22 protein-coding genes and 1 pseudogene are annotated in these 23,759 nt (G+C 72.4%); 14 read left to right on the top strand and 9 right to left on the bottom strand.

Annotated elements, in window-relative coordinates:
* The first annotated feature begins 60 nt into the window (after positions 1–60).
* The 6 genes from FB558_RS16830 to add all read left to right on the top strand — a co-directional run bounded on the left by FB558_RS16830 (position 61) and on the right by add (position 6,432).
* Positions 61–669 (top strand): helix-turn-helix domain-containing protein, encoded by a 609-nt coding sequence (locus FB558_RS16830; RefSeq protein ID WP_142054593.1) that lies wholly within the window; start codon positions 61–63, stop codon positions 667–669.
* 119 nt (positions 670–788) lie between these two features.
* A complete protein-coding gene (locus tag FB558_RS16835; protein WP_142054595.1) occupies positions 789–2,096 on the top strand; it encodes an MFS transporter in 1,308 nt (435 codons plus the stop codon).
* A gap of 7 nt (positions 2,097–2,103) precedes the next feature.
* Positions 2,104–3,447 carry an FAD-dependent oxidoreductase gene (locus tag FB558_RS16840; RefSeq protein ID WP_142054597.1) on the top strand — a complete coding sequence of 448 codons (1,344 nt, stop codon included), beginning with the start codon at positions 2,104–2,106 and terminating at the stop codon, positions 3,445–3,447.
* Positions 3,444–4,625 carry a CaiB/BaiF CoA transferase family protein gene (locus tag FB558_RS16845; RefSeq protein ID WP_142054599.1) on the top strand — a complete coding sequence of 394 codons (1,182 nt, stop codon included), beginning with the start codon at positions 3,444–3,446 and terminating at the stop codon, positions 4,623–4,625. The genes FB558_RS16840 and FB558_RS16845 overlap by 4 nt, the downstream gene beginning before the upstream one ends.
* Positions 4,622–5,407 (top strand): enoyl-CoA hydratase-related protein, encoded by a 786-nt coding sequence (locus tag FB558_RS16850; RefSeq protein WP_142054601.1) that lies wholly within the window; start codon positions 4,622–4,624, stop codon positions 5,405–5,407. The genes FB558_RS16845 and FB558_RS16850 overlap by 4 nt, the downstream gene beginning before the upstream one ends.
* 8 nt (positions 5,408–5,415) lie before the next feature.
* The gene (gene add, locus FB558_RS16855) at positions 5,416–6,432 is read left to right on the top strand and encodes an adenosine deaminase (RefSeq protein ID WP_170231358.1); all 1,017 of its coding nucleotides are present in this window, start codon (positions 5,416–5,418) and stop codon (positions 6,430–6,432) included.
* Here the strand turns inward: add and FB558_RS16860 are convergent.
* Complete coding sequence (locus FB558_RS16860) at positions 6,329–7,030, bottom strand: aspartate/glutamate racemase family protein (RefSeq protein WP_142054605.1); 702 nt, start codon at positions 7,028–7,030, stop codon at positions 6,329–6,331. The two genes, add and FB558_RS16860, sit on opposite strands and share 104 nt — an antisense overlap.
* A 127-nt stretch (positions 7,031–7,157) precedes the next feature.
* On the bottom strand, positions 7,158–8,222 hold the full coding sequence (locus tag FB558_RS16865) for a sialidase family protein (RefSeq protein WP_142054607.1): 1,065 nt from the start codon (positions 8,220–8,222) through the stop codon (positions 7,158–7,160).
* A gap of 106 nt (positions 8,223–8,328) precedes the next feature.
* On the opposite strand from FB558_RS16865, the gene FB558_RS16870 reads away from it, so the two are divergent.
* From FB558_RS16870 to FB558_RS16900, 7 genes are all read left to right on the top strand, one after another.
* Positions 8,329–9,066, top strand: a complete 738-nt coding sequence (locus tag FB558_RS16870; protein ID WP_246106562.1) for a FadR/GntR family transcriptional regulator — start codon at positions 8,329–8,331, stop codon at positions 9,064–9,066.
* A gap of 112 nt (positions 9,067–9,178) precedes the next feature.
* Positions 9,179–11,203, top strand: coding sequence for an ABC transporter substrate-binding protein (locus FB558_RS16875; RefSeq protein WP_142054609.1), 2,025 nt, complete (start codon positions 9,179–9,181; stop codon positions 11,201–11,203).
* A 4-nt stretch (positions 11,204–11,207) separates the two neighbouring features.
* On the top strand, positions 11,208–12,194 hold the full coding sequence (locus FB558_RS16880; protein ID WP_142054611.1) for an ABC transporter permease: 987 nt from the start codon (positions 11,208–11,210) through the stop codon (positions 12,192–12,194).
* A 14-nt stretch (positions 12,195–12,208) separates the two neighbouring features.
* On the top strand, positions 12,209–13,333 hold the full coding sequence (locus FB558_RS16885) for an ABC transporter permease (protein WP_211366644.1): 1,125 nt from the start codon (positions 12,209–12,211) through the stop codon (positions 13,331–13,333).
* The gene (locus FB558_RS16890; RefSeq protein ID WP_142054615.1) at positions 13,308–14,342 is read left to right on the top strand and encodes an ABC transporter ATP-binding protein; all 1,035 of its coding nucleotides are present in this window, start codon (positions 13,308–13,310) and stop codon (positions 14,340–14,342) included. Before FB558_RS16885 ends, FB558_RS16890 begins: the two co-directional genes overlap by 26 nt.
* Entirely contained in the window at positions 14,339–15,361 is a 1,023-nt protein-coding gene (locus tag FB558_RS16895; RefSeq protein ID WP_246106563.1) for an ABC transporter ATP-binding protein, read from the top strand. Before FB558_RS16890 ends, FB558_RS16895 begins: the two co-directional genes overlap by 4 nt.
* Complete coding sequence (locus FB558_RS16900; protein ID WP_142054617.1) at positions 15,358–16,716, top strand: sulfatase family protein; 1,359 nt, start codon at positions 15,358–15,360, stop codon at positions 16,714–16,716. Before FB558_RS16895 ends, FB558_RS16900 begins: the two co-directional genes overlap by 4 nt.
* Before the next feature lie 29 nt (positions 16,717–16,745).
* On the opposite strand, the gene FB558_RS16905 is transcribed toward FB558_RS16900, so the two are convergent.
* The 6 genes and pseudogenes from FB558_RS16905 to FB558_RS16925 all read right to left on the bottom strand — a co-directional run bounded on the left by FB558_RS16905 (position 16,746) and on the right by FB558_RS16925 (position 22,169).
* Positions 16,746–17,939 (bottom strand): CaiB/BaiF CoA transferase family protein, encoded by a 1,194-nt coding sequence (locus tag FB558_RS16905; protein WP_142054619.1) that lies wholly within the window; start codon positions 17,937–17,939, stop codon positions 16,746–16,748.
* On the bottom strand, positions 17,936–19,168 hold the full coding sequence (locus FB558_RS16910) for an acyl-CoA dehydrogenase family protein (protein WP_425468055.1): 1,233 nt from the start codon (positions 19,166–19,168) through the stop codon (positions 17,936–17,938). The genes FB558_RS16905 and FB558_RS16910 overlap by 4 nt, the downstream gene beginning before the upstream one ends.
* Positions 19,157–19,579: pseudogene (locus FB558_RS45515) on the bottom strand (hypothetical protein); the annotation flags it as partial. The pseudogene FB558_RS45515 and the gene FB558_RS16910, both read right to left, overlap by 12 nt.
* A 15-nt stretch (positions 19,580–19,594) precedes the next feature.
* Entirely contained in the window at positions 19,595–20,938 is a 1,344-nt protein-coding gene (locus tag FB558_RS16915; protein ID WP_246106564.1) for an MFS transporter, read from the bottom strand.
* Between the two features lie 95 nt (positions 20,939–21,033).
* Positions 21,034–21,924 carry a LysR substrate-binding domain-containing protein gene (locus FB558_RS16920; RefSeq protein ID WP_142054625.1) on the bottom strand — a complete coding sequence of 297 codons (891 nt, stop codon included), beginning with the start codon at positions 21,922–21,924 and terminating at the stop codon, positions 21,034–21,036.
* A 44-nt stretch (positions 21,925–21,968) separates the two neighbouring features.
* Positions 21,969–22,169, bottom strand: coding sequence for a hypothetical protein (locus tag FB558_RS16925; protein ID WP_142054627.1), 201 nt, complete (start codon positions 22,167–22,169; stop codon positions 21,969–21,971).
* A gap of 188 nt (positions 22,170–22,357) precedes the next feature.
* Between FB558_RS16925 and FB558_RS16930 the strand changes: the two genes are divergently transcribed.
* The gene (locus FB558_RS16930; protein WP_142054629.1) at positions 22,358–22,984 is read left to right on the top strand and encodes a VOC family protein; all 627 of its coding nucleotides are present in this window, start codon (positions 22,358–22,360) and stop codon (positions 22,982–22,984) included.
* A 158-nt stretch (positions 22,985–23,142) separates the two neighbouring features.
* Here FB558_RS16930 and FB558_RS16935 read toward each other — a convergent pair whose 3' ends face one another.
* Complete coding sequence (locus FB558_RS16935; RefSeq protein WP_142054631.1) at positions 23,143–23,700, bottom strand: TetR/AcrR family transcriptional regulator; 558 nt, start codon at positions 23,698–23,700, stop codon at positions 23,143–23,145.
* Between the last annotated feature and the right edge of the window lie 59 nt (positions 23,701–23,759).

A 23,759-nucleotide genomic window follows, 5' to 3' on the forward strand; every position in this document is an offset into this window, starting at 1 on the left:
GGTTGCCTCGGTGAAGAACTTCAGTATTCTGAAGTCGCTTGCCGGAGGAGGGTGGCTGCCATGGGTGATCGGGAGACAGGTGCAGGAGCGGACCTGCCGGTCGCCGCGATGCTCGGCGAGGTCGGCAACCAGGTGCGGTCCCTCCGCAAGGAAGCGGGGCTGACGCTCGAGCGGCTCAGCGAGCTGTCCGGGCTCAGCACCGGCATCGTCAGCCAGATCGAGCGCGGGCTGGCCAACCCGTCGTTCGGCACGCTGGTCCAGCTCGCCCACGGCCTCGGCATCCCGATCGGGCGGCTCTTCCAGGTCTCGGACCGGCGCCGGTCGCCGGTCGTCCGGCGGTCCGAGCGCCGCCGGCTGGACGGGCACGGCATCGCGTCCGACGACGGCGGCACCTTCGAGCTGCTGACACCGGACCTGAACGGCGCCCTCGAAGCGACCTGGGTGGAGACCCCACCCGGGTACGACAGCAGCGCGAACCCCTACCGGCACCAGGGCGAGGAGTTCGGGCTCGTGCTGTCCGGCCGCAAGGACGTCTACCTCGACGGGCAGAAGCACGAGCTCGGGCCCGGCGACTCGATCCGCTACCCCTCCACCACACCGCACTGGTACGCCAACCCCGGCGACGAGATCTGCACCGCCATCTGGGTGATCACACCGCCCACCTGGTGACCGGCCCGCCGGCACACCTGCATCTCACCTGACGCCCCGACGGCGTCCTGCTGCGCCCTGCCCACGTGCGGGTGCCCCGTCCGACGCGCGCACGCGTCCCATGGATCAAAGGCGAACCCATGAATGCGACACCCTCGACCACCGCCGCGACCCCGCCGCCACGTCCACGCGACATCGGCGCCACCACCCGCAGGGGGATGCTGGGCCTCGGCCTGGGTAACACCCTGGAGTGGTACGACTGGATGGTCTTCGGCCTGCTCTCGGCCTTCCTGGGCCCGCACTTCTTCCCCGCCGAGGACCCCGTCTCGGCCACGCTGAGCGCGCTGGCGGTGTTCGCCGTCGGGTTCGCGGTGCGCCCGCTGGGGGGCGTGCTGTTCGGCGTCGTCGCCGACCTCATCGGCAGGCGCCGGGTGATGCTCGCCTCGGTCGGCCTGATGGCCGTGACGACGCTGGTCATCGCGCTGACGCCGACCTACGAGACGATCGGGGCGTGGGCGGGGGTGATCCTCGTCGTCTGCCGGTTGCTGCAGGGCGTGTCCACCGGCATCGAGGCCCCGCTGTCCACCGCCTACGCGGTGGAGCTGAACCCGGCCGGCCGGGAGGGCCGGGCCGCCGGGTACATCAGCTTCTTCGTCAACCTCGGGATCCTGCTCGCCTCGCTGGTCAGCTTCGCCACCAGCTGGATGATCGGCGGCGACGCGATGCAGGAGTGGGGCTGGCGCGTCCCGTTCGTCATCGGTGCGCTCCTGGGCGTCGTGGTGATCTACCTGCGCCGCGCGCTGCCCGAGACGCTGCACGAGCACGAGCGCGCCGACAACTCGACGGGCACGGTGTGGCGCGGCGTCGGGAGGCACTGGCTCGGCCTGCTGGCGATCGTGTTCGTCGTCGGGGCGGCGCAGGCCTACAACTACGCCTGGAACGTCGGGCTGCCCAACCTCGCCCGCAGCACCTTCGGCGAGGACCCGACGGCGGTGTTCGCCCTCACCACGGCGCTGGGTGTGGTGCTGCTGGTCGGGTCGCTCGTCACCGGGGCGCTGGCCGACCGGTACAAGCTGTCGCGCACGTTCCTGGTGACCCGGCTGCTCGCCGTTCCGTCGGTGTTCCTGATGCTGTTCTACGACGAGCCGGGCATCCTCGGGTTCGCCGCGGTCCTGCTGGGCGGCTCCGTGGTGCTCGTGCTCAACATGACGCTCTACAACGTGGTCGCGACGTCGCTGATGCCCAAGGCGTGCCGGGCCACCGGGGTGGCGCTGGGCTACGGCGTGGCGGTCGCGCTCTTCGGCGGGACCGCGTCCTACCTGCTGGTGTGGCTGCAGCAGCGCGAGCTCGACTGGCTGTTCCCCACCTACACCGCCGTCCTGTCCCTTGTCAGTGTGGTGCTCTACGTGGCGGCCCGCCGCCACAGCGGCACCTTCGCGGGTGAATGAGGAAACGATGCAGTTGTCCGATCTGACCGCGCCGGTCGTCCGCCGGTCCGACGTCGTCGTGGTGGGCGGTGGTCCGGCAGGCGTGAGCGCGGCCGTGGCCGCGGCCCGCACCGGCGCGAGCGTCACGCTGCTCGAGCGCTACGCCGCGCTCGGCGGTCTGGCCTCCGGTGGCATGGTGCTGGTGCTCGACGACATGGTGAACGGCGACGAGATCTCGGTCACCGGCATCGTCGCGGAGTACGTCGAGCGCCTGGAGAAGCTGGGGCTGGCGGTCTCCCCGCCCGAGTCGGACCGCTACTCGTCGCCTGAGACCTGGAACCGCTGGGGCCGCTACGGCGTCTTCGACTTCCACCAGCACATCACCCCGAAGCCGATCTGCTACGCCGTGGCGTTCGACCCCGACGGCTGGAAGCGGGTGTCGAACGACCTGGTCCGCGAGGCGGGCGTGCACCTGCGGCTGCACTCGTGGTTCTCCCAGCCGGTGCTGGACGGGAACCGCCTCGCAGGCGTCGTCTGCGAGACCAAGCAGGGGCCGCAGGCCGTGCTCGGCGACGTGGTCGTCGACACCACCGGCGACATCGACGTCGCCTCCCGCGCCGGGGCCGACTACGTCAAGGACAGCTACCTGACCACGCTGGTGTTCCGCCTCGGCGGCGTCGACACCGACGCCGCCGAGCGGTTCGAGCAGGAGAACCCCCGCGAGGCGCGGGCGATCAACCGGACGATCAAGCGGATGCTCGGCGGCGCGTGGGAGCTGTGGTGGCTCAAGACGCCGCTGCCCGGCGTGGTCTGGTGCAACTGCCCGCACATGACCGGGTACGACGGCGCCGACCCCGAGTCGCTCACCGAGGCGGAGTTCGACGCGCGCGCCCGCATCGGCGCCGTCGTCGACCACATCCGCGAGCACCTGCCCGGGTTCGAGCGCTGCTACGTCGTGGACGTCGCCGAGCAGATGGGCGTGCGGCAGACCCGGCTGCTGCAGGGCGAGTACGTCGTCACCAAGGACGACGTCAACGAGCGCAGGCACTTCCCCGACTCGGTGGCCCGCGGCCGCGACTACTACACGCCCTACCGGGCCCTGCTCCCGCGCGGTGTCGACCAGCTGCTCGTCGCCGGGCGGCACTACTCCGCCACACCGGACGCGCAGAAGATCTCCCGCGAGATCCCGCCGTGCATGGCGATGGGGCAGGCCGCCGGGATCGCGGCGGGCCTGGCCGTGGACGCGGGCACCACCGTCCGCGAGGTCGACGCCGCGGCGATCCAGCGCAGGATGCGTGCCCAGGGCGCGGACCCCGGCGACGTGCCGGCCCCGAACGCCACCCTCACCGAACCCGTGGAGGTCTCCTCATGAACCTGCCGCTCGCCGGCGTCACCGTCGTCGACTTCACCCAGGTCTACATGGGACCGAGCTGCACGCAGCTCCTCGGCGACTACGGCGCCGACGTCATCAAGATCGAGCGGCCCGGGGTCGGGGACCTGTCGCGGTCCTCGATCAGCGACCCCGACGGCCCGGACAACCCGATCTTCCTGTCGATCAACCGCAACAAGCGCAGCGTCTCGGTCGACACGCGCACCGCGGAGGGGGTCGCGGTCGTCCACCGGTTGATCCGCGACGCCGACGTCGTCGTGAGCAACTTCCGCTCGGGGGTGATGGAGCGGATCGGGTTCGGCTACGAGCGGTGCAAGGAGCTCAACCCGCGGGTGATCTGGGCGTCGGGCACCGGGTTCGGCGAGAGCGGGCCCTACGCGCACAAGGGCGGTCAGGACGTCATCGCGCAGGCCTACTCCGGCGTGATGTGGCGGCGCGAGAGCGAGGACGTGCCGCTGTCGGTCTACCCGACCACGCTCGCCGACTACACCACAGGCATGCACCTCATGCAGGGCATCCTGCTGGCCCTGCTCGCGCGGGGCAGCACCGGTGAGGGCCAGAAGGTCGAGGTGACGATGTACGACTCGATGCTGCACATGCAGATGCAGGAGGCGTGCATGCAGCTCAACCGCGGCCGGGAGATCAACTGGGCCGCGATGCCGCTGTCCGGCGTCTTCGAGACGACCGACGGCGCGGTGTGCATGGTGGGGGCGTTCAAGGAGAACCCGCTGCGCGACATCTCCACCGCCCTGGAGCTGGACGAGGACCTGTCCGCGCGGGACGAGTACGCCACCCTGGACCGCCAGTTCGAGCACCGCCCGCAGCTGCAGGCCATCTTCCGCGAGCGCTTCGCCTCGAACTCCACCGAGTACTGGGTGAAGCGGCTGGAGCAGGTGGACATCCTCTGCGCCCCGGTCCGGAGCCTTGAGCAGGCGCTGGCCGACGAGCAGACCGCGGTGAACCGGATGGTGCTGGAGATGCAGCACCCCACGGCGGGTCGCGTCCGCGCGCTGGACGCCCCGATCCGGCTGTCGAGCACGCCCGCGCAGGTCCGGCGGGTGCCGCCGCGGCTGGGCGAGCACAACGCGGAGGTGCTCGCCGAGCACGGTTACGCCGACGACGCCGTCGCGGCGCTGGTCGAGGCGAAGGTGCTGCGATGACCGACGACGTCACCTACGAGGTCATCGACCACGTCGCCCGCGTGACCATCGACCGCCCCGCCGTGCTGAACGCGGTCGACGGACCCACGCACGAGCGGCTCTGCGGGATCTGGGACCGGATCGAGGCCGACCGCGACGTGCGTGCCGTCGTCGTCACGGGGGCGGGGGAGCGGGCGTTCTGCGTGGGCGCCGACATGTCCGCGGCCGCGATCGCCAAGACCGGCCTCGAGTACTGGGCCGACCTGGACCCCAACGGCTTCGGCGGGCTGAGCCTGCGCACCACCCTGGACGTCCCCGTGATCGCCCGCGTGAACGGCTACGCGCTCGGCGGCGGCATGGAGATGGTGCTGGGCTGCGACATCGTGATCGCCGCCGAGCACGCCCGGTTCGGCCTCACCGAGCCCCGGGTCGGCAGGCTCCCGCTGGACGGCGGGGTCTTCCAGCTCGTCCGCCGCGTTCCGCACACCCAGGCGATGGGCCTGCTGCTCACCGGCCGCCGCGCCGAGGCCGCCGAGATGCAGGCCATGGGGCTGGTCAACGAGGTGGTCCCGGCCGCGGAGCTCGACGCGGCCGTCGACCGCTGGGTGGCCGACGTCCTCGCCTGCGCGCCCACCTCCGTCCGCGCGGTGAAGCAGATGGTGCAGCGCACCGCGCACCTGACCGCGCAGGAGGCGCGGGCCCAGCGGCTGCCCGCCCTGATGGCGGCGCTCGACAGCGAGGACGGCAAGGAGGGGGTGCGCGCGTTCCAGGAGAAGCGCGCCCCGGTCTGGCCGGGCCGGTGAGCCGGGGAGTGCCGCTCGTACGGGAACCTGCGGTCCCGGATCTTGTCGCGCTGCCGAAGGCCGAGCTGCACCTGCACCTCGAGGGGGCGATCCGCCCGTCGACGGCCGCGGAGCTGTCGGAGCGCCACGGGTTGCCGGCTCCGCGCACCGGGAGCTTCACGGACCTGGCCGAGTTCGTCGGGGCCTACGAGGCGGCCCGCGACCTGGTCGGGGACCTCGACGACCTGCGCCGCGTCAGCCGCGAGCTCGTGGAGGACGCCGCGGCACGGGGCGTCGTCTGGTCCGAGGTGCACCTCGTCCCGCCCACCTACGCGGGCCGCCTCGGCCCGGACGAGGCCGTGCTGGAAGCCGTGCTCGACGGGCTGGGCCCGGCGGCCGGCGTGATCCTCGGCGTCAACCGCGGGCTGCCGATGGAGGCTGCGGAGCGCTCCCTGGAGCTGGCCGTGCGCTACGCGGGCGCGGGCGTGGTCGGGCTGGGCCTGGCCGGTGACGAGGCCGGCTACCCGGCCACCCTGTTCGCCGACGTGTTCGCCCGGGCCCGCGCCGCCGGGCTGCGCGCGCTGCCGCACGGCGGGGAGGCCGCGGGTCCGGAGAGCGTCCGGGCGTGCGTGGAGGTCCTCGGCGCCACGCGGGTCAACCACGGCGTCCGCGCCGTCGAGGACCCGGACCTGGTGGAGCTGCTGGCGCAGCGGCAGGTGTGCCTCGACGTCTGCCCGTCCTCGAACATCGCCCTGAGCGTGTATCCCTCCGCCGAGGAGCACCCGCTGCCCCGGCTGCTCGCCGCCGGGGTCCCGGTGTCACTGGCGAGCGACTGCCCGCTGTTCGTCGGGGTCACCGTGCTCGACGAGTACCGCCTCGCGCGGGAGCGGTTCGGCCTCCGCCACGACGAGCTGGCCCGGATCGCCCGCACCTCCCTGACGTTCAGCTCGTGCCCGCCCGATCGCCGGGACGCGGCGCTCCTGGCCCTCGACGCGTGGCCCGAGCGAGATCCACCGCCCGCACCACCGCCGGCCGGGGGCTGCTGAGGACCGGGGTGTCCAGGTCGCGGACGAGGTCGGCGACGGCGGCCATGCTGGCCTGGGCGAGCACGACGACGTCCGCGCGACCGGCCACCTCGCGGACGTGCCGCGCGATGCGTTCCAGGTAGCCGGCCTGGTCCCCGGCCTCGAACGCGGCCCAGGCGTCCAGGCACGGCGCCTCGACGATCTCCGCTCCGGTGCCCGCGGCGGCCGCGCACTCCTCCAGCAGCTGCCGGGTCGGACCCAGGGTCGACGCGACGGCGGCGACGACCGCGACCCGGCCACCGCCCGCGACCGCCTCCTCCGCCATCGGGCGGTCGATGCGCAGCACGGGCAGCCGCGCCTGGCCCGCCAGCTGCTCGGCGTGCCCGCTCACCGTCGAGCACGTGCAGACGACGACGTCGGGCCGGTGCCCGCCGAGCTCGCGCAGCCGTTCCAGGACGCGCGCCTCGACGCCCGCGTCGACCCCGCGCGCACGCGCGTCCGCGAGGAGCTGCTCGTCGACCACGTGCACGTCCCGGGCCCCGGGGTCGGCGTCGGCCAGGAGCTCGCGGAACGTCGGCACGTGGACGGGCGAGGTGTGCAGGAAGCCGATGGTGATCACGTCCGACAGCGAACCACCTCGCACCCCGGCCGGGCGACGGCCGTCGCACACCGACTTCCGCGCTCGCACACCGACTGCAACCGGTGTGCGAGCGCCGCGATCGGTGTGTGAGCGCGCGCGGTGGCGCTCAGCCCAGCAGCCACCGCGGGTCGATCCGGGCCAGCGAGACGTGCTTCTTGTGCCACGGGTTGCCGTCGATGGTGTCCCTGCCGTACGCGCAGAGCAGGGTGCCGTCCGGCGCCTGGGCGAGGTCGGAGTAGCCGGCGATCCCCGGGTCGACCAGCCGGGCGACGGGCCAGGTGCGGCAGTCGTCGAAGGAGGCGCGCAGGGTCAGGTGGTTGCGGTCGGCCGTCGACGGCTTGAGCACCGGCTCGGGCGGGTCCGGGTGCAGGTACACGACCGCGGACCGGCCGTCCAGCTGGGCCTTCAGGATCGCGGCGCAGCAGATGGGCTCGAACAGCGCCGGGTCGAACTGCGGGCTGCTCCACCCGGTGGCGCCGTCCGGGCTCACAGCCCAGGCGCGGCGGCGCTCGGGTGACTCGTTGCGGATGCTGAACAGCACCCGCCCGTCGCTCAGCTCCACCGCTTGGGTCTCGCTCGGGTTGCGCAGGGTCTGCGGCAGCAGCTCACCCCGCTGCCACGTGCGGCCGGCGTCGTCGCTGTAGATCGAGGCGACGACCGAGGGCCGGTGGGCCCCCTCCGTCCCGAGTGCCATCCAGACCGGGACGACGATCCGGCCGGTGCTCAGGACGACGGCGTGGCCGATGCCGGTGGCGAACGCGGTCCAGTCGTACTCGGGCCGGAACGCTTGCGCGACGGAGGTGATGTCGACCGGGTCGGTGAACGTCGCGCCGCCGTCGTCGGTCCGCGTGTGGAAGACGCGCTCGTAGTCGAGGCCGTACAGGAAGTGGACGGCGTCGGTGGCCGGGTCGTGCACCGGCGTCGGGTTGTGCGCCGGCCCTCGCGGGTTGGTCGCGAGCACCTGGGTCGGGCCCCATCTGTCGCCGCCGTCCGTGCTGCGGCGCAGCACGAGTGAGGCCGGGGCGTAGTCGCCGTGGACACCGGGTTCCGGAGCGCGCCGCGCCTCGCAGAACAGCAGCACACCGCCCGAGTGGGTCGCCGCGAGCGCCGGGTTGCGGTAGATCCACACCCCGTCCTCGCCTGCTGTGAAGACGTCCGTTCGGTCGAGCATCGATCACCCCTTCGGAGACGTAGGATGCCCAACATCCCATGAGTAGCGCCCGGCCTGCTAGCGTCCGATCGTCACGGCCGGTCGCGTGACCGGGAGGATGTCCACCGTGGAGAAGCGCACTGCCCGCCTTGCCGCCGCCCGGACCTCACGCATCGTCCGGGACGAGCTGATGGCGCTGATCCTCGAACGCGGCCTCGCCCCCGGCGAGCTGCTGCCCACGGAGTTCGAGCTGGTCGAGGACCTCGGGGTGAGTCGCAACTCGGTCCGCGAGGCGCTCAAGGCGCTGCAGGCCCTCGACATCGTCGAGATCCGGCACGGCCACGGCACCTACGTCGGCCGCCTGTCGCTCAACCCGCTCGCCGACGGGCTGGCCTTCCGCACGCTGCAGCGGATCGGGCGCGACGCGCGGGCGGTCAGCGAGCTGCTCGAGACCCGCGAGGCGCTGGAGGACGGGCTGATCCGCCGCGTTGCCGCGTCGATCCCGGACGCCGACATCGAGGCGCTCGAGACGGTGACCGCGGCCATGGAGGCCAAGGCCGATCGCAACGAGGACTTCGCCGAGGAGGACCGGCAGTTCCACGAGCTGCTCTACCGGTCGCTCGACAACCAGATCGTCGTGCAGCTGCTGCGCGCGTTCTGGGACGTCTTCCACCGGGTGAACGACCGGCTCGGCGGTGAGGACCCGGACCTGCCGGAGACCGCGCGCCGACACCGGGCGATCCTCGCTGCCCTGCGTTCCCGCGACGTCGACGGCGCGCAGCGCGCGATGACCGAGCACTTCCGCAACATCGACGCCCGAGTCGCGCTGTTGGAGGCCACGCACCTCGGGTCGGCGCCGGCATAGCGGGGCTCGTTCCCGCCGTCGGCGCGACCTTGACGATGGCGTGAGCTGCACCATACGGTGACGCGGACATCGGACATCCCACGTCCTTCACCCGCTGCATGCAGGAGCTCCAATGACGGAACCCCGACGCTTCGGCGGCACGACCCGGCGCGACTTCCTCCGCCTCACCGGCGCCCTCGCAGCGGCCTCCGCCGGCGCCGGGTGCGGCTTCTTCTCGACGGAGCCGACCGCGCCGCAGGGTGCCGCGGGTGCCGCCAAGGGCCTCGAGGCGCCGTCGCTCGCCGCCCGCGTCCAGGCGGGCGAGCTGCCGCCGGTGGCCGAGCGCCTGCCGAGGACGCCCATGGTCGTGACGCCCGCCTCCACGATGGGCGTCTACGGGGGCACCTGGCGCACCGCGCTCACCGGCCCCGGCGACGGGTTCTGGCTGCTCAAGACCGTGGGGTACGAGCCGCTGCTGCGCTGGGACCCGGTCGGCAACACCGTCGTGCCGAACGTGGCCGAGTCCTTCGAGGTGTCGGCGGACGGCCGGACGGTGACGCTGCGGCTGCGTCCGGGGATGCGGTGGTCGGACGGCGCGCCGTTCACGGCCGACGACATCGCCTTCTCCTACAACGACGTGCTGCAGGACCCCGAGCTCGGCGGGGGTGCGCCGGGTTGGCTGCGCGCCGGTGGCAAGTCCGACGGCGAGCCCGCGCGCCTGGAGGTGGTCGACCCGCACACCGTCCGGCTGGTGTTCGCCGAGCCGAGCGGGCTCGTGCTGCTCTACCTCGCCAACACCGAGGAGACCTACGACCTGCTGCGCCCCGCGCACTACCTGACGCAGTTCCACCCACGCCACGGCGGCGACCTGACCGCGCTGGTGGCGCAGGCGCAGGCCAGCAACCCCGTCGACCTGTTCCACCGCAAGGCGTCGGAGGGCATCGGCGACGTCGCGCACTGGCAGAACACCGATCTGCCGCGGCTGACCGCCTGGATGCCGAGCGCCCCGTTCGGCCAGGGCAACGAGTTCGTCGTCGAGCGCAACCCCTACTACTGGAAGACCGACCCCGAGGGCAGCCAGCTCCCCTACGTCGACGCCATCCGCTACGCGATCGTGCAGGACAACCAGGCCGTGCTGCAGATGGCGCTCAACGGGGAGCTCGACCTGCACCAGCGCCACATCAACGACGCGGTCAACAAGCCGGTCGTCGTGGACAACGAGGCGCGCGGCGGGTACAAGGTCTACTCGACCGTCGACACGATCGCCAACAGCGCGACGATCTTCTTCAACATGGGGCACGCGAACCCGACGCTGCGCTCGGTGTTCCGCAGCAAGGACTTCCGCGTCGGCCTCTCGGTCGCGATCGACCGGGCGGAGATCAGCAAGGTGGTCTACGCGGGGCAGGCCGACCCGTGGCAGGTCGCGCCGCTGAAGGACTCCGGCTACTACCACGAGCGGCTCGCCACCCAGCACACGGCGTTCGACGTCGCGCAGGCCAACGCACACCTCGACCGGGCGGGGCTGGCGAACCGGGACGCGCAGGGCAGGCGGCTGGGGCCGGACGGGCAGCCGGTGTCGTTCGTGCTCTCCTACCCGCTCGGCATCCAGAGCGCGTTCGCGAACGTCGCCGAGCTGGTGCGGGGGCAGTGGGCGAACGTCGGCGTCACCGCGGTGGTGAAGGGGCTCGAGCGCTCCTTCTTCAACAGCCAGCTCGGAGCCAAGGAACACGAGGCCTACATCTTCGTCGGGCAGGGCGGCGGCCCGGAGGCGATCGTCGACCCGATCTCCTACGTGCCCTTCAGCCCGCCGCCGGACTCCAGCGCGGGGTACGCCCCGACCTGGGCGGAGTGGTACGACTCCGGCGGTACGGCGGGGGAGGAGCCGCCCGAGCCCACGAAGCGGCAGTTCGCGCTGTTCGACGAGATCCGTGGCACGGTCGACGGCGCGCGGCAGAAGGAGCTGATGGCGCAGCTGCTCGACATCGCGGCCGACGAGTTCTACGTCATCGGCACGGTCCTCGTCCGGCCCGGCGCCTTCTGGGGCGTCGTGAGCGACAAGATGCACAACCTGCGCGATGCCGAGCAGACCGTGCTCGCGTCCGCGTTCTTCCCGAGCCCGGGGATCACCTTCCCCGAGCAGCTCTACCTGACGAGCTGAGCCGGTGGGCCGCTACGTCCTGCGCAGGCTGCTCTACCTCGTCCCGACGATCGTCCTGATCTCCGTCGTCTCGTTCCTGATCATCCAGCTCCCGCCCGGCAGCTACCTCGACACGGTCATCGCCGAGATGGCGGCGGAGGGCCAGGTCGACGAGACCCGGATCGCGGTGCTGGAGGAGCGCTACGGGCTCGACGAGCCCCTGCACGTGCAGTACTTCACGTGGGTCGGCGGCATGTTGCAGGGCGACTTCGGCGAGTCTTTCCTGTGGAACAGGCCGGTCTCGGAGCTCATCGGGTCCCGGTTGCTGCTCAGCGTCGCCATCTCGCTGTGCGCCCTGATGGTGACGTGGCTGCTCGCGTTCCCGATCGGGATCTACTCGGCGGTGCGCCGCTACTCGTTCGGCGACTACGCCTTCACCATGGTGGGGTTCGTCGGGCTGGCGGTCCCGGAGTTCCTGCTCGGGCTCGGGTTGGCCTACATCGCGTTCACCTACTTCGGGCAGGAGGTCGGAGGCCTCTTCTCCCCGGAGTTCCAGGACTCGGCGTGGAACCTCGGCAAGGTGCTCGACCTGCTGGGCAACGTGTGGATGCCGATCGTCGTGGTCGGGGCGGCCGGCACCGCCGCCCTGATCCGGACGCTGCGCGCGACCCTGCTCGACGAGCTGGCCAAGCCCTACGTCGACACGGCACGGGCGAAGGGCCTCACCGAGCGGCGGCTGCTGCTGAAGTACCCGGTGCGGATGGCGCTCGGACCGTTCCTGTCGACGGTCGGGTGGGTGCTGCCCGCGCTGGTGTCCGGCGAGGTGGTGGTGAGCATCGTGTTCAACCTGCCGACCACCGGGCCGCTGCTGCTGCAGGCGCTCAAGGCGCAGGACATGTACCTCGCCGGCTCGTTCATCATGATCTTGAGCCTGCTGACCGTGCTCGGCACGCTCGTCTCCGACCTCCTGCTGGCCTGGTCGGACCCGCGCATCCGGTACGGCAACCGATGAGGAGAGCGGACCGCATGGCCGAGACCCTGGCCCGGGAGGCACCGCCGGGCTCCGCAGGCCCCCCGGGCGACGGGCAGGCCTCGCAGCGCACGCTCATCTGGCGCCGGTTCCGCCGCCACCGGGTCGCGATGGTCAGCCTGGGCGTGCTCGCGGTGGCCTACCTGCTCGCGATCTTCTCGCCGTTCGTGACGCCGTCGTCGGCGGGCGCGTACAACGCCGACTACGCCTACGCCCCGCCCCAGCGGGTGCACGTGCTCGACGACGGCGAGCTCGGCTTCTACGTCTACGGCTACCGGTCGGAGACCGACCCGGTGAGCCTCGCGCGCAGCTTCACCGTCGACGAGAGCCGGAAGATCCCGCTGGGATTCTTCGTCCGCGGCGAGACCTACTCCCTGTTCGGGATCGAGTCCGACGTGCACCTGTTCGGCCCGCAGCGGGCGGGCGACCCCTTCTACCTGGTCGGCGCCAACAGCCAGGGCCAGGACGTGTTCTCCCGGACGCTGCACGCCGCCCGCATCTCGATGTCGGTCGGCCTGGTCGGGGTGTTCCTGAGCTTCGTGCTCGGGGTGCTGATCGGCGGCATCTCCGGCTTCTTCGCCGGCCGGGTCGACACGGTGATCCAGCGGGTGATCGAGTTCATCATCGCGGTGCCGGCCATCCCGCTGTGGATGGGCCTCTCGGCCGCCCTACCGCCGGAGTGGTCGACGCTCCAGATCTACTTCGGCATCACGATCATCCTGTCGCTGATCGGCTGGACCGGGCTGGCCCGCGTGGTGCGCGGGCAGTTCCTGTCGCTGCGCGAGGAGGAGTTCACCCTGGCCGCCCGGCTGGACGGGGTCGGCAGGCTGCGGATCATCGTGCGGCACCTGCTGCCGTCCTGCGCCGGGTACATCATCGCGGCACTCACGCTGGCGGTCCCCGGGATGATCCTGGGGGAGACCACGCTGTCGTTCCTCGGGCTGGGGATGCAGCCCCCCGCCGTGAGCTGGGGGGTGCTGCTGCAGGAGGGGCAGAACCTGCGTGCCCTGTCCAGCGCCCCGTGGCTGCTCTTCCCCGGGCTGGCCGTGGTGCTGGTGGTGCTCGCCTTCAACTTCCTCGGTGACGGACTGCGCGATGCGGCGGACCCCTATGAACGGTGAGCCGGACATCAAGGACCCGGTGCTCGAGATCCGGGACCTGCACACGCACATCGGCGTCGACGGCGGCGTGGTCCGGGCCGTCGACGGGGTCGATCTCGCCGTGGGCCGGGGCGAGACCCTGTGCCTGGTCGGCGAGAGCGGCAGCGGCAAGAGCGTCGCGGCGCGGTCGGTGATGCGGCTGCTGGTCCCGTCGGCCCGGATCGTCGGCGGGGAGATCCTCTTCTCGCGCGGACCCGAGGACGCGGTCGACCTCGCGCGGCTCGATCCCCGGGGGCCCGCCATGCGGGCGGTGCGCGGAGCCGGGATCGGGATGATCTTCCAGGAGCCGATGTCCTCGCTCAGCCCGGTGCACACCGTCGGTGACCAGGTCGCCGAGATGGCGCTGACGCACACGAAGCTCTCGAAGCGCGAGGCCAGGGAACAGGCCGCGCAGATGCTCGACCACGTCGGCATCACACAGCCGCGGCGGCACCTGGACGACTACCCGTTCCAGCTCTCGGGTGGCATGCGCCAGCGCGTGATGATCGCGATGGCGCTGATGTGCAACCCCGCGCTGCTCATCGCCGACGAGCCGACCACCGCGCTGGACGTGACCACCCAGGCGCAGATCCTCGACCTGCTCCGGCGCATCCAGGACGAGCACGACATGGCGATCCTGTTCATCACCCACGACATGGGCGTGGTCGCGGAGATGGCGGACCGCGTGGCGGTGATGTACCTGGGGCGCGTGGTGGAGACCGGCGGCGTCACCGAGATCTTCGACGTGCCGCGCCACCCGTACACGCGCGCGATGCTGGCGTCCATCCCGTCGATCGGCGGTCCGCGGGGCGGCGAGCTGCCGGCCATCGCGGGCAGCGTGCCGCCGCCACTGGTCCGCCCGTCCGGCTGCGCGTTCCACCCGCGCTGCACGGTGGCGGTCGCGGGGCGCTGCGACGAGCACGCCCCGCCGCGGATCGAGCTCGGGGACGGCCACTGGATGGAGTGCGTGCACGGGGAGGACCGACGGTGACCACGACGATGGACAGCCCGCTGCTGCGCGTGGAGGACCTGCAGGTGCACTTCCCCGGCAGGCGGGGCTCGGGCGGGCTCGTCCGGGCCGTCGACGGGGTCGGCCTCGAGATCCACCACGGCGAGACGCTCGGCCTGGTGGGGGAGAGCGGCTGCGGCAAGAGCACCCTGGGCCGGGCGATCGTGCGGGCGTACCGGCCGACGGCCGGGCAGCTGCACTACCGGCGGGCCGACGGCGGCGAGGTCGACCTCGCCGGGCTGGGGGAACGGGCGCTGCGCCCGTACCGCCAGGAGATCCGGATGATCTTCCAGGACCCGTTCTCCTCGCTCAACCCGCGCATGACGCTGCGCGACATCATCGGTGAGCCGCTGAAGGTCAACCGGGTGGCGCGCGGGCGGGCGTTGCAGGAGCGGGTGGCCGAGCTGCTGACCACGGTGGGGCTGCGCCCGGAGCACATGAGCCGCTACCCGCACGCGTTCTCCGGGGGGCAGCGCCAGCGCGTCGCGATCGCGCGGGCGCTGGCCCTGCACCCGCGGCTGGTGATCGCCGACGAGGCGGTGAGCGCGTTGGACGTGTCGGTGCGGGCGCAGATCCTCAACCTGCTCGCCCGGCTGCAGGCCGACCTGGACCTCACCACGCTGTTCATCTCCCACGACCTGTCGGTGGTGCGGCAGCTCTGCGACCGGGTGGCCGTGATGTACCTGGGGCGGGTCGTGGAGGTCGCGCCGACCGAGGAGCTGTTCGCGCGCCCCCGCCACCCCTACACCGAGGCGCTGCTCTCGGCCGTGCCCGCGACCCACCCGTCGCGCCGGGGCGGGCGGGACCGGATCGTGCTCGAGGGCGACCTGCCCGACCCGTCGGACCCGCCGCCCGGCTGCCCGTTCCACACCCGCTGCCCCTATGCCGTGCCGCGGTGCTCGACCGAGCGGCCGGCCGCGGTCGAGGTGGCGCCGGGCCGGACCGCGGCCTGCCACTTCGCCGACGAGCTGCACCTGCGCGGTGCCGGGCAGGCGGCATGACCCGCCCTCCCAGCATCGTGGTGGTCCTGTCCGACGAGCACGCCGCGGCGGCCACCGGGGCGTACGGGCATCCGGTGGTCCGCACCCCGAACCTGGATCGGCTCGCCGAGCAGGGACTGCTGTTCGAGAACGCCTACTGCACCAGCCCCATGTGCGTGCCGTCCCGGCTGTCGCTGCTGTCCGGGCGCTACGTGCACGAGATCGACGCCTGGGACAACGGGGTCGTCCCCGACGCGTCCTTCCGCAGCTGGGGCCACCACCTGCGTCCGGCGGGCTACGAGAGCGTCCTCGTCGGCCGCACGCACTTCAACGGGCCGGACCGGCTGCTGGGCTTCGACCGGCGCCTGTCCGACGACCTCGACTTCTGGGTCGACCACGACGGGCGGCCCCCGGCGCGGACGCCCGGGTGGCGGCGGGGCAGCAACTCCCACGTCACCGAGTGCGGCGCGGGCGAGCACGTGCACACCCGGCACGACGTCGCGACCACCGACCAAGCCCTCGACCACCTGCGCCAGCGGGCGACCGACACCGACGAGACGCCGTTCCTGCTCTACGTCGGGTACATGCACCCGCACTTCCCGCTGGTGGCCCCGCGGGAGTTCGCCGGCTGGTACGACCCGGCGCACGTGCCGCTCCCGCCGACCTGGCAGGACCCGCCCGAGCAGCAGCACCCCGTCATCGCCCGCCTCCGCTACGGCTTCCACAACGAGGAACCGCTGTCGCCGGACCAGGTGCGCCTGGCCACCGCGTCGTACTGGGCGCTGGTGAGCCACCTGGACTCCCAGGTGGGCAGGCTGCTGGCCGCGATCGACGGCTCGCGCCTGCGGGAGAACACGGTCGTGGTCTACACCAGCGACCACGGGGAGATGGCGGGCCACCACGGCATCTGGCAGAAGCAGTGCTTCTACGAGCCCGCGGTGCGGGTGCCGCTGCTGCTGCGGCTGCCCGGCCACCGGGCGCCGGCGCGGGTGACCGGCGACGTGAGCCTGGTCGACCTCCTGCCCACCCTGCGCGACCTCGCCGGCCTGCCGGTCGATCCCGAGCTACCCGGCCGCAGCCTGTGCGGCCGTCCTGACCTGCCGCCGCGTCCGGCGTTCGCCGAGTACCACGCCCAGGGCATGGTCGACGGCGGGTTCATGCTCAAGCGCGGGCGGTACAAGTACTGCAGCTACGTCGGGCACCGCCCGCAGCTGTTCGACCTGGACACCGATCCCTGGGAGCGCACGGATCTCGCCGACGACCCGGCCTACGCCGACCTGCTCGCCGACCTGGCCGGACAGATGGAGCGGATCGTGTCCCCCGACGTGGCGGATCGGAGGGCCAAGGCCGACCAGCGGCGCCGCCTCGGGGGATGACCGACACCACCTCCGACAGTAGTCCGTGATCACGATCTGGATCGACGTCGCAGTGGCTGGTTCGGGTCGCCGACCCCGAGCTCGGCGAGGATCTCGGCCCGGTGCTGGTCGAGGGCGGGGGGTGCGCTGCGCGGCGCGGGGCGCTCGCCGTCGAAGGTCAGCGGGAGCGCGATCTGCTCCAGCGTGCCGACGTCGGGGTGGTCGACCTCCTCGATCATCCCGAGGGCGGCGGTCTGCGGGCAGTCGTAGACCTCGGCGAGGCTCCGGACCGGTGCGACCGGCACGGCGTGTTCCTTCAGCAGGGCGAGCCAGTGCGCGTTCGTGCGGCCCCGCAGCTCGGCCGTGAGCGCGTGGTTGATCTCGGCGCGTCGCGGGACGCGGTCGGCGTTGGTGGCGTAGCGCGGATCGGCCGCGAGGTCGTGCCGGTGCAGTGCCGTGCAGAGGCCCCGCCACTGGGCGTCGTTGCCGATGGCCACCACGAGGTACCCGTCGGCGGTGGGGTAGGCCTGGTAGGGCACCAGGCTGGGATGGCCGGAGCCCAGCCTGGGCGGGTTCTCACCCGTGGCGAAGTAGCCGGTGGCGAAGCTCGCGTGGAATGCGAGCTGCGACTCGTAGAGCGAGGTGGCGACGTACGCGCCGCGGCCCGTGCGTTCCCGTTCGACGAGGGCGGCGAGGACGCCGCTGAGCCCCCACATCGCCGCGCCGAGGTCGCCGAAGGCGAAGCCGGCCTTGACCGGTGGACCGTCGGGATCGCCGGTCAGTGACATCAGTCCGGCAGCCGCCTGGACGACCATGTCGTAACCGGGCTCGTCGCGCAGCGGGCCGGTCTCGCCGTAGGCGGAGATGTGCAGGGCGACGAGCCGCGGGTGGCGCTGCACGAGGTCGGGCCCGTGGAAGGTGCGGGCCAGCGAGCTGCCCGGCCGGAAGTTGTCGAGGACGACGTCGCTGCGGTCGAGCAGGCGGTGCACGACCTCCTGACCTGTCTCGGTGCCGAGGTCGAGCGCGAGGGACCGCTTGTTGCGGTTGACGGCGAGGTGGTATGTCGCGTCGGGCCCCCGGAACGGCGGTCCCCAGCGCCGTGTGGGGTCACCGCCGTCGGGGTGCTCGATCTTGATCACGTCGGCCCCCATGTCGGACAGGGCCTGGCTGACGTACGGTCCGGCGAGGATCTTGGACAGGTCGAGGACCCGGATCCCGGCGAGGGGAGCGCGAGCGGCGGTCATGCGGCTCCCTCGGTGATCGTGGCGAGCGCGTCGAGCGCGGCCGTGGGGATCTCGTCGGGGGTGAACAGGCGCTGCAGGTAGGCCTCGGCGACGAGCAGCTTGCGCTCGCCGCGGCCGTCCTCGGCCTCCCACGCGGCCTGCTCGACGAGCAGGGCCGCCATCACGGCCTGGGCGAGCGCCTCGGTGTAGTCGCCCGCCGCGAACTCCTGCTGCTCGCGGTCGCGGGTGAGCAGGGCGTCGCCCCGCTCGCGCAGGGCCCGCCAGTGCGCGGCGAGGCGGGGCGCCAGCGGCGTGACGGCCGGGTCGAGCCGCCCGAGGTAGGTGTCGGCCAGGACCTGGTGCGCGTTCTGCCGGCGCATGCAGCGCAGCACGTCGAGCGCGACGACGTTCGAGGCGCCTTCCCAGATCGAGCCGAGGTGGGCGTCGCGGACGAGGCGGGGGTTGATCCAGTCCTCGATGTAGCCGTTGCCGCCGCGGACCTCCATGGCCTCGGCGGTGACCCAGCGGGCCCGCTTGCAGACGGAGTGCTTGGCCACGGGGGTGAGGACGCGCGCGGCGGTGCGGGCCCGCTCGTCGCCGGCGTCGCCCCGCTCGAGCAGGTCCCCGATCTCGAGGACGATCCCGAGCGCTGCCTCGGTGTCGAGCTGCAGGCCGAGCAGGGTGCGGCGCATGAGCGGCTGGTCGAACAGGGCCTTGCCGAACACGACACGCTGCCGGGCGTGGGTGACCGCCTCGTGCACGGCGCGGCGCATCAGCGCGGTGGACCGCATGACGTTGGAGACGCGGGAGTGGTTGACCATCTCCAGCATCTGCTGGACGCCGCGGGTGAGGTCGCCGACCGGGCGGGCGTAGGCCTCGACGAGGGTGACCTCGCCGCTGGCCATCGAGTGGGTGCCGAGCTTGTCCTTGAGCCGGTCGATCCGGTAGCTGTTGCGGCTGCCGTCCGGGCGCAGGCGGGGGAGCAGGAACATGCCGAGCCCGCGGGTGCCCTCGCCCTGGCCGGGGACCTGGGCGAGGGTGAGGACGACGTCGGCGGTGACGTTGGAGCAGAACCACTTGCGGCCGGACAGCGTCCAGTGGTCGCCGTGGTCGGTGGCGACGGTGGCGGTCCGGGCCAGGTCGGTACCGCCGTCGACCTCGGTCATGAACATCGCGCCGGTGGCATGCGTGGCCGGATCGGTGGAGGTCAGGGCCTCGATCTCGGGGCGGAAGGCCTCGGCGTCGAACATCTGCAGCACCCGGGCGGCGGAGTCGGTCATGTTGATCGGGCAGCCGAGGCCGTACTCGGCCTGGGAGAACAGGTACGACAGCGCGTACTTCACCACGTGCGGGGCGGCGCCGCGCCGGCCGGGCAGGCCCCGATGCGACAGGGCTGCCAGCCCGAAGCGGCAGAACCCGATCTCGACCATGCGCTCGTAGGCGGGGTGGAAGACGACCTCGTCGATGCGCTCCCCGGCCGCGGACCAGGGCCGCAGGGCCGGGACGTTGATCTCTGCGGTGGCGGCGAGCCGGTCGAGCTCGCCCGCGGCGAGTCCGCCGAGGTCGGTCAGCAGGGGTTCGATGCGGGCGCGGTCGTCGGGATCGAGGTAGCGGTCCAGCAGCGGACGCAGGGCGGGGTCGAGGTCGGCGAAGTTCACTGTCCCTCCAGGGGGTGGTCAGCGCGTCCGTGCGAGCGTGTCGGTGGACGGGGTCTGCTCGGTGGCGGCGATCCGGCGCAGCAGCGGGACGACGGCGACCAGGGTGACCACGACGTAGAGCAGGCCGAGGCCGACGACGGACCAGATGCTGCCGGTGGTGGTGAGCAGGAGCTGGCAGAGGAAGGGCGCGGTGCCGGAGAAGATCGTGGCGCAGAGCTGGTAGGAGAGCGAGATGCCGGTGTAGCGGACCTCGGTGGGGAACGCCGAGGACAGGACGCCGGCCATGATCGCGTAGTACATCGCGTGCGGGATGGTGGCCAGCGCCATGCCGACGGTGGCCCACCAGAACGACCCGGTGTCGACCAGCACGAACAGCAGTGGCAGCAACGCCAGCTCGGGGAGCAGCATCCAGAACACGGCCCGCTCGAGGTCGATCCGGCTGCCCAGGACCGCGCCCAGGGGCTGTGCGACGACCTGCACGGCGAGTGCGATCGCGACGATCGCGAGGAATGTCGAGCGGTCGAACAGCGGCGCGTCGCCCTCGGTCGCCCACGACAGCGCGAAGGTGCTCTTGACGTAGGTCAGCGCGACGCCCGCGATGCAGGCGCAGGCGCCCAGCGCCACCAGCCCCGGGAACCGGGTGAGCACGACCTTCGCCGGCAGGCCCGTGGCCTTCTTCTGCTCCAGGACCCTGGTCATCTCCGGGGTCTCGCGCAGCCGCAGCCGGATGAACAGGCCGACGACCATCAGCACGGCCGAGGCCAGGAACGGGATCCGCCAGCCCCACCCGGTGAAGGCGGCGTCCGGGAGCTGGGCGACGGCGAGGAACGCCAGTGTCGCGAGCAGGTTGCCGACCGGGGAGCCCTGCTGGGCGAACGCACCGTAGAGCAGCTTCTTGCCCGGTGGGGCGTACTCGGTGGCGATCAGGACCGCACCGCCCCACTCGCCGCCGACGGCGATGCCCTGCACCATCCGCAGCACGACGAGCAGGATCGGGGCCAGCACGCCGATCTGGGCGTAGCCGGGGAGCAGGCCGATGGCGATGGTGGCGCCGCCCATCAACACCAGGGTGACGACCAGGGCGGACTTGCGCCCGTACCGGTCGCCGAAGTGCCCGAAGACCAGCCCGCCGATCGGGCGGGCGAGGAAGCCGACCCAGAAGGTGCCGAACGCGGCCAGGGTGCCGATCGGCGCGGGGGCCTCGGCGAAGAACACCTCGCCGAAGACCAGAGCAGCGGCGGACCCGTAGATGTAGAAGTCGAACCATTCGAGGGTGGTGCCGGCGAAGGCACTGATCCCGGCGCGGCGGGCATCGCGGGTGATGCCGGCCTGGGCCGGCGCGCTCGGGTGGTGCTCGGTCACGGCGTGCTCCTCTCTGAGCCTGCCGGACCACCCTGACATCGGGGATTAGGTGCCGTCCAAGACCGATAGCGGCGCTCGGTGAGCTGGATTGCGACTCAATCGGGGGTCGGGAGTACCCGCTCGGCCAGGTCGAGCACCGCGCGCAGCACGGCGGACTCGTCGACCCGGCGCCACACCAGGCAGACCGGCAGGACCGGGACCTCGCCATCGAGTGGCACGAACACGACGTGGTCGAGCCGGATGGAGCGCGCGGCCTCGACGACGAGGGCGACCCCGGTTCCGGCGCCCACCATGGCGAGGAGGCTGAACGAGTCCGGTGCCTCCTGGACGATGGCGGGGCCGAACCCGGCCTCCAGGCACGCGCGCACCGACAGCTCCCGCACCTCGGAGCCGCGAGCGGCGGGGAAGGCGACGAAGCGCTCGACGGAGAGTTCCTCGAGCGCGACCGAGCGTCGCGCGGCGAGGGGGTGCACGTCGGCCACGGCGAGCATCAACGGGTCCCGGCGCACCAGCCGCGTGTTCAGGCCCCTCGAGCTCGGCACCGTGGCGAACCCCAGGTCGAGGACGCCCTCGGCGATCCGACTCACCGTCTCGGCGGAGTAGTGCGGGCCGTGCAGGGCCATCTCGACACCGGGTAGCTCGGCGGCGACCGCGCGGGTGAGCAGCGGCAGGGTCACCGCGCTGCTCGCGCCGGCGAAACCCAGCGACACGCGGCCGACCTCACCCCGCCCGGAGGCCCGCGCGGCCCTCCGGGCCACCGAAGCCGACGCCAGCACCTCCCGTGCGGGTTCGAGGAACGCCCGGCCGGCGGCGGTGAGCTGCACCGAGCGGGTGCTCCGCTCGAACAGCTCGACCCCGAGATCGCGCTCCAGTAGCCGGATCTGCTGGCTCAAGGGGGACTGCGAGATGTGCAGCCGCGCGGCGGCTCGGCCGAAGTGCAACTCCTCGGCCACCGCCACGAACCCCGCGAGATGCCTCAGTTCCACCCGGTGCCTCCACGGTCGACGGTCGAGGCCGGATCATGTCGGGCTCAGCGGCCGTGCCGCACGACCGTTCCGGCGATCGGCTGCGAGCCCACCGCGCGGGCCGAGTCCCCGTCAACCGCGACGCGCACGGTCGTCCCGTCGAACCCGAGCAGCTCGTGCGTCCCGGAGGCGTCCCCGATCACGTGCAGGGTCCACGGCGCGTCGAGCAGGCCGTCGGTGCGCCGGACGTCGTCGCCGACGTCCACCCGCGGAAGCACGGCACCGGCCGCGAAGTTCAGCTACTCGGCACCGGTCCGGCTCGCCCCGCTCGACGCGGTCGACGTCCTGGTGACCGACGGCCGGCGGGTCCCGCCGGACGCCGCGACCGGCCGTGGGCACGACCGGTCAGGAATCGAGAAGCGCTGGTCAGATGGTCGCACTTAGCGTTCCTGCCATGACCTCCATCGACGCCGTCACCCTCGAGGTGGCCGACCCCGCGGCCGCCGGAACCTTCTACGCCGAGGCCTTCGGCCTGGACACCCAGCTGTGCCTGCGGGCCTCGCAGGCGCCGACCAGCGGCTTCCGCGGGTTCACCCTGTCGCTCGTGGTGTCCCAGCCGGCCGACGTCCGCGCGCTGGTCGACGCGGCCGTCGACGCCGGGGCGACGACGCTCAAGCCCGTTGCGAGGTCCCTGTGGGGATGCGGTGGCGTCGTCCAGGCCCCGGACGGAACGATCTGGAAGGTCGCGACCTCGGCGAAGAAGGACACCGGCCCGGCCACCCGGCAGATCGGCGGCATGGTGCTCCTGCTCGGAGTCGCCGACGTCGCCGCCAGCAAGCGGTTCTACCTCGAGCGGGGCCTCGCCGTGGCGAGGAGCTTCGGGCGCATGTACGTCGAGTTCGCGTCCGGGTCGGGCCCGGTCACGCTGGCCCTGTACCGCCGCCGGGCCCTGGCGAAGGACGCCGGTGTCTCCCCCGAGGGCACGGGATCGCACCGGATCGCGATCGCCGGTGGTGGCGAGCCGTGCACCGACCCGGACGGGTTCGTCTGGGAGAGCGCCTCGGTGGCGGTGCGGCCCTGATGTGCCTGCCAGGCATGTCCGCCGCGCTCGCCCGGCACGACACCGCGCGCGCTCCCGGTCCGTCCGCCGGTCGGCGGCCCCCGCGGCCGACGACCGTCGTGAGGCCGCCGGCCGTGCTCGTCGAGATCGCGCTCGACGGCTCGGGAACGGTAGGTCGGTCAGCCGACGACCGGGTGATCGAGCGTGCTGAGGAAGTCGGAGAACGCTCTGTCCGTGCGGGCGCGGTCGGCAGTGGCGTCGAGGTCCATGAGGAGACCGCGGATGACCGCGAGGAGGAGGGTTGCGAGCTCCGGGCGGCCGATACTGCGTAGGCCTTCTTCGAGTGGCCCGAGCCAGTCGGTGGTCGCCACGCGGCGGAAGTCGGGCCACAGCTGCTGCGCCGAGCTTTCCCGCAACTGCCCGAACATCCGCAGGTAGGGCTGCCCTTCAGGGCCGGTCATGGCGGTCCAGGCGCTCGCCAGCGTGGCGGTGTAGGGCTCGTCGGGTCGCACGCGCAGCAGGTCGCCGAAGGCGGCGAGCTGGCGTTTCCGCGCGCGGCCGAGGACGGCGCGCAGCAGGGCGTCGCGGGTGCCGAAGTGATAGATCAGCATGCGGGCCGAGGTGCCGGCGGCGGAGGCCAGCGGCTCGAGCCTGTCGGGCAGGCCGTGCTCGAGCGCGTGGTCGGTGCACGCGTCGAGCAGTCGCTCCTTGATCTCCGGTTGGGGTCGCCGTCCCACCGGGTCACGTTTTCACGTAATAACTGATACGTCTACCGTCGATCGAAGGGAAGTCCCGG

Origin of the sequence: Pseudonocardia kunmingensis (assembly GCF_006716445.1) — a bacterium.
Classification (GTDB): domain Bacteria; phylum Actinomycetota; class Actinomycetes; order Mycobacteriales; family Pseudonocardiaceae; genus Pseudonocardia; species Pseudonocardia kunmingensis.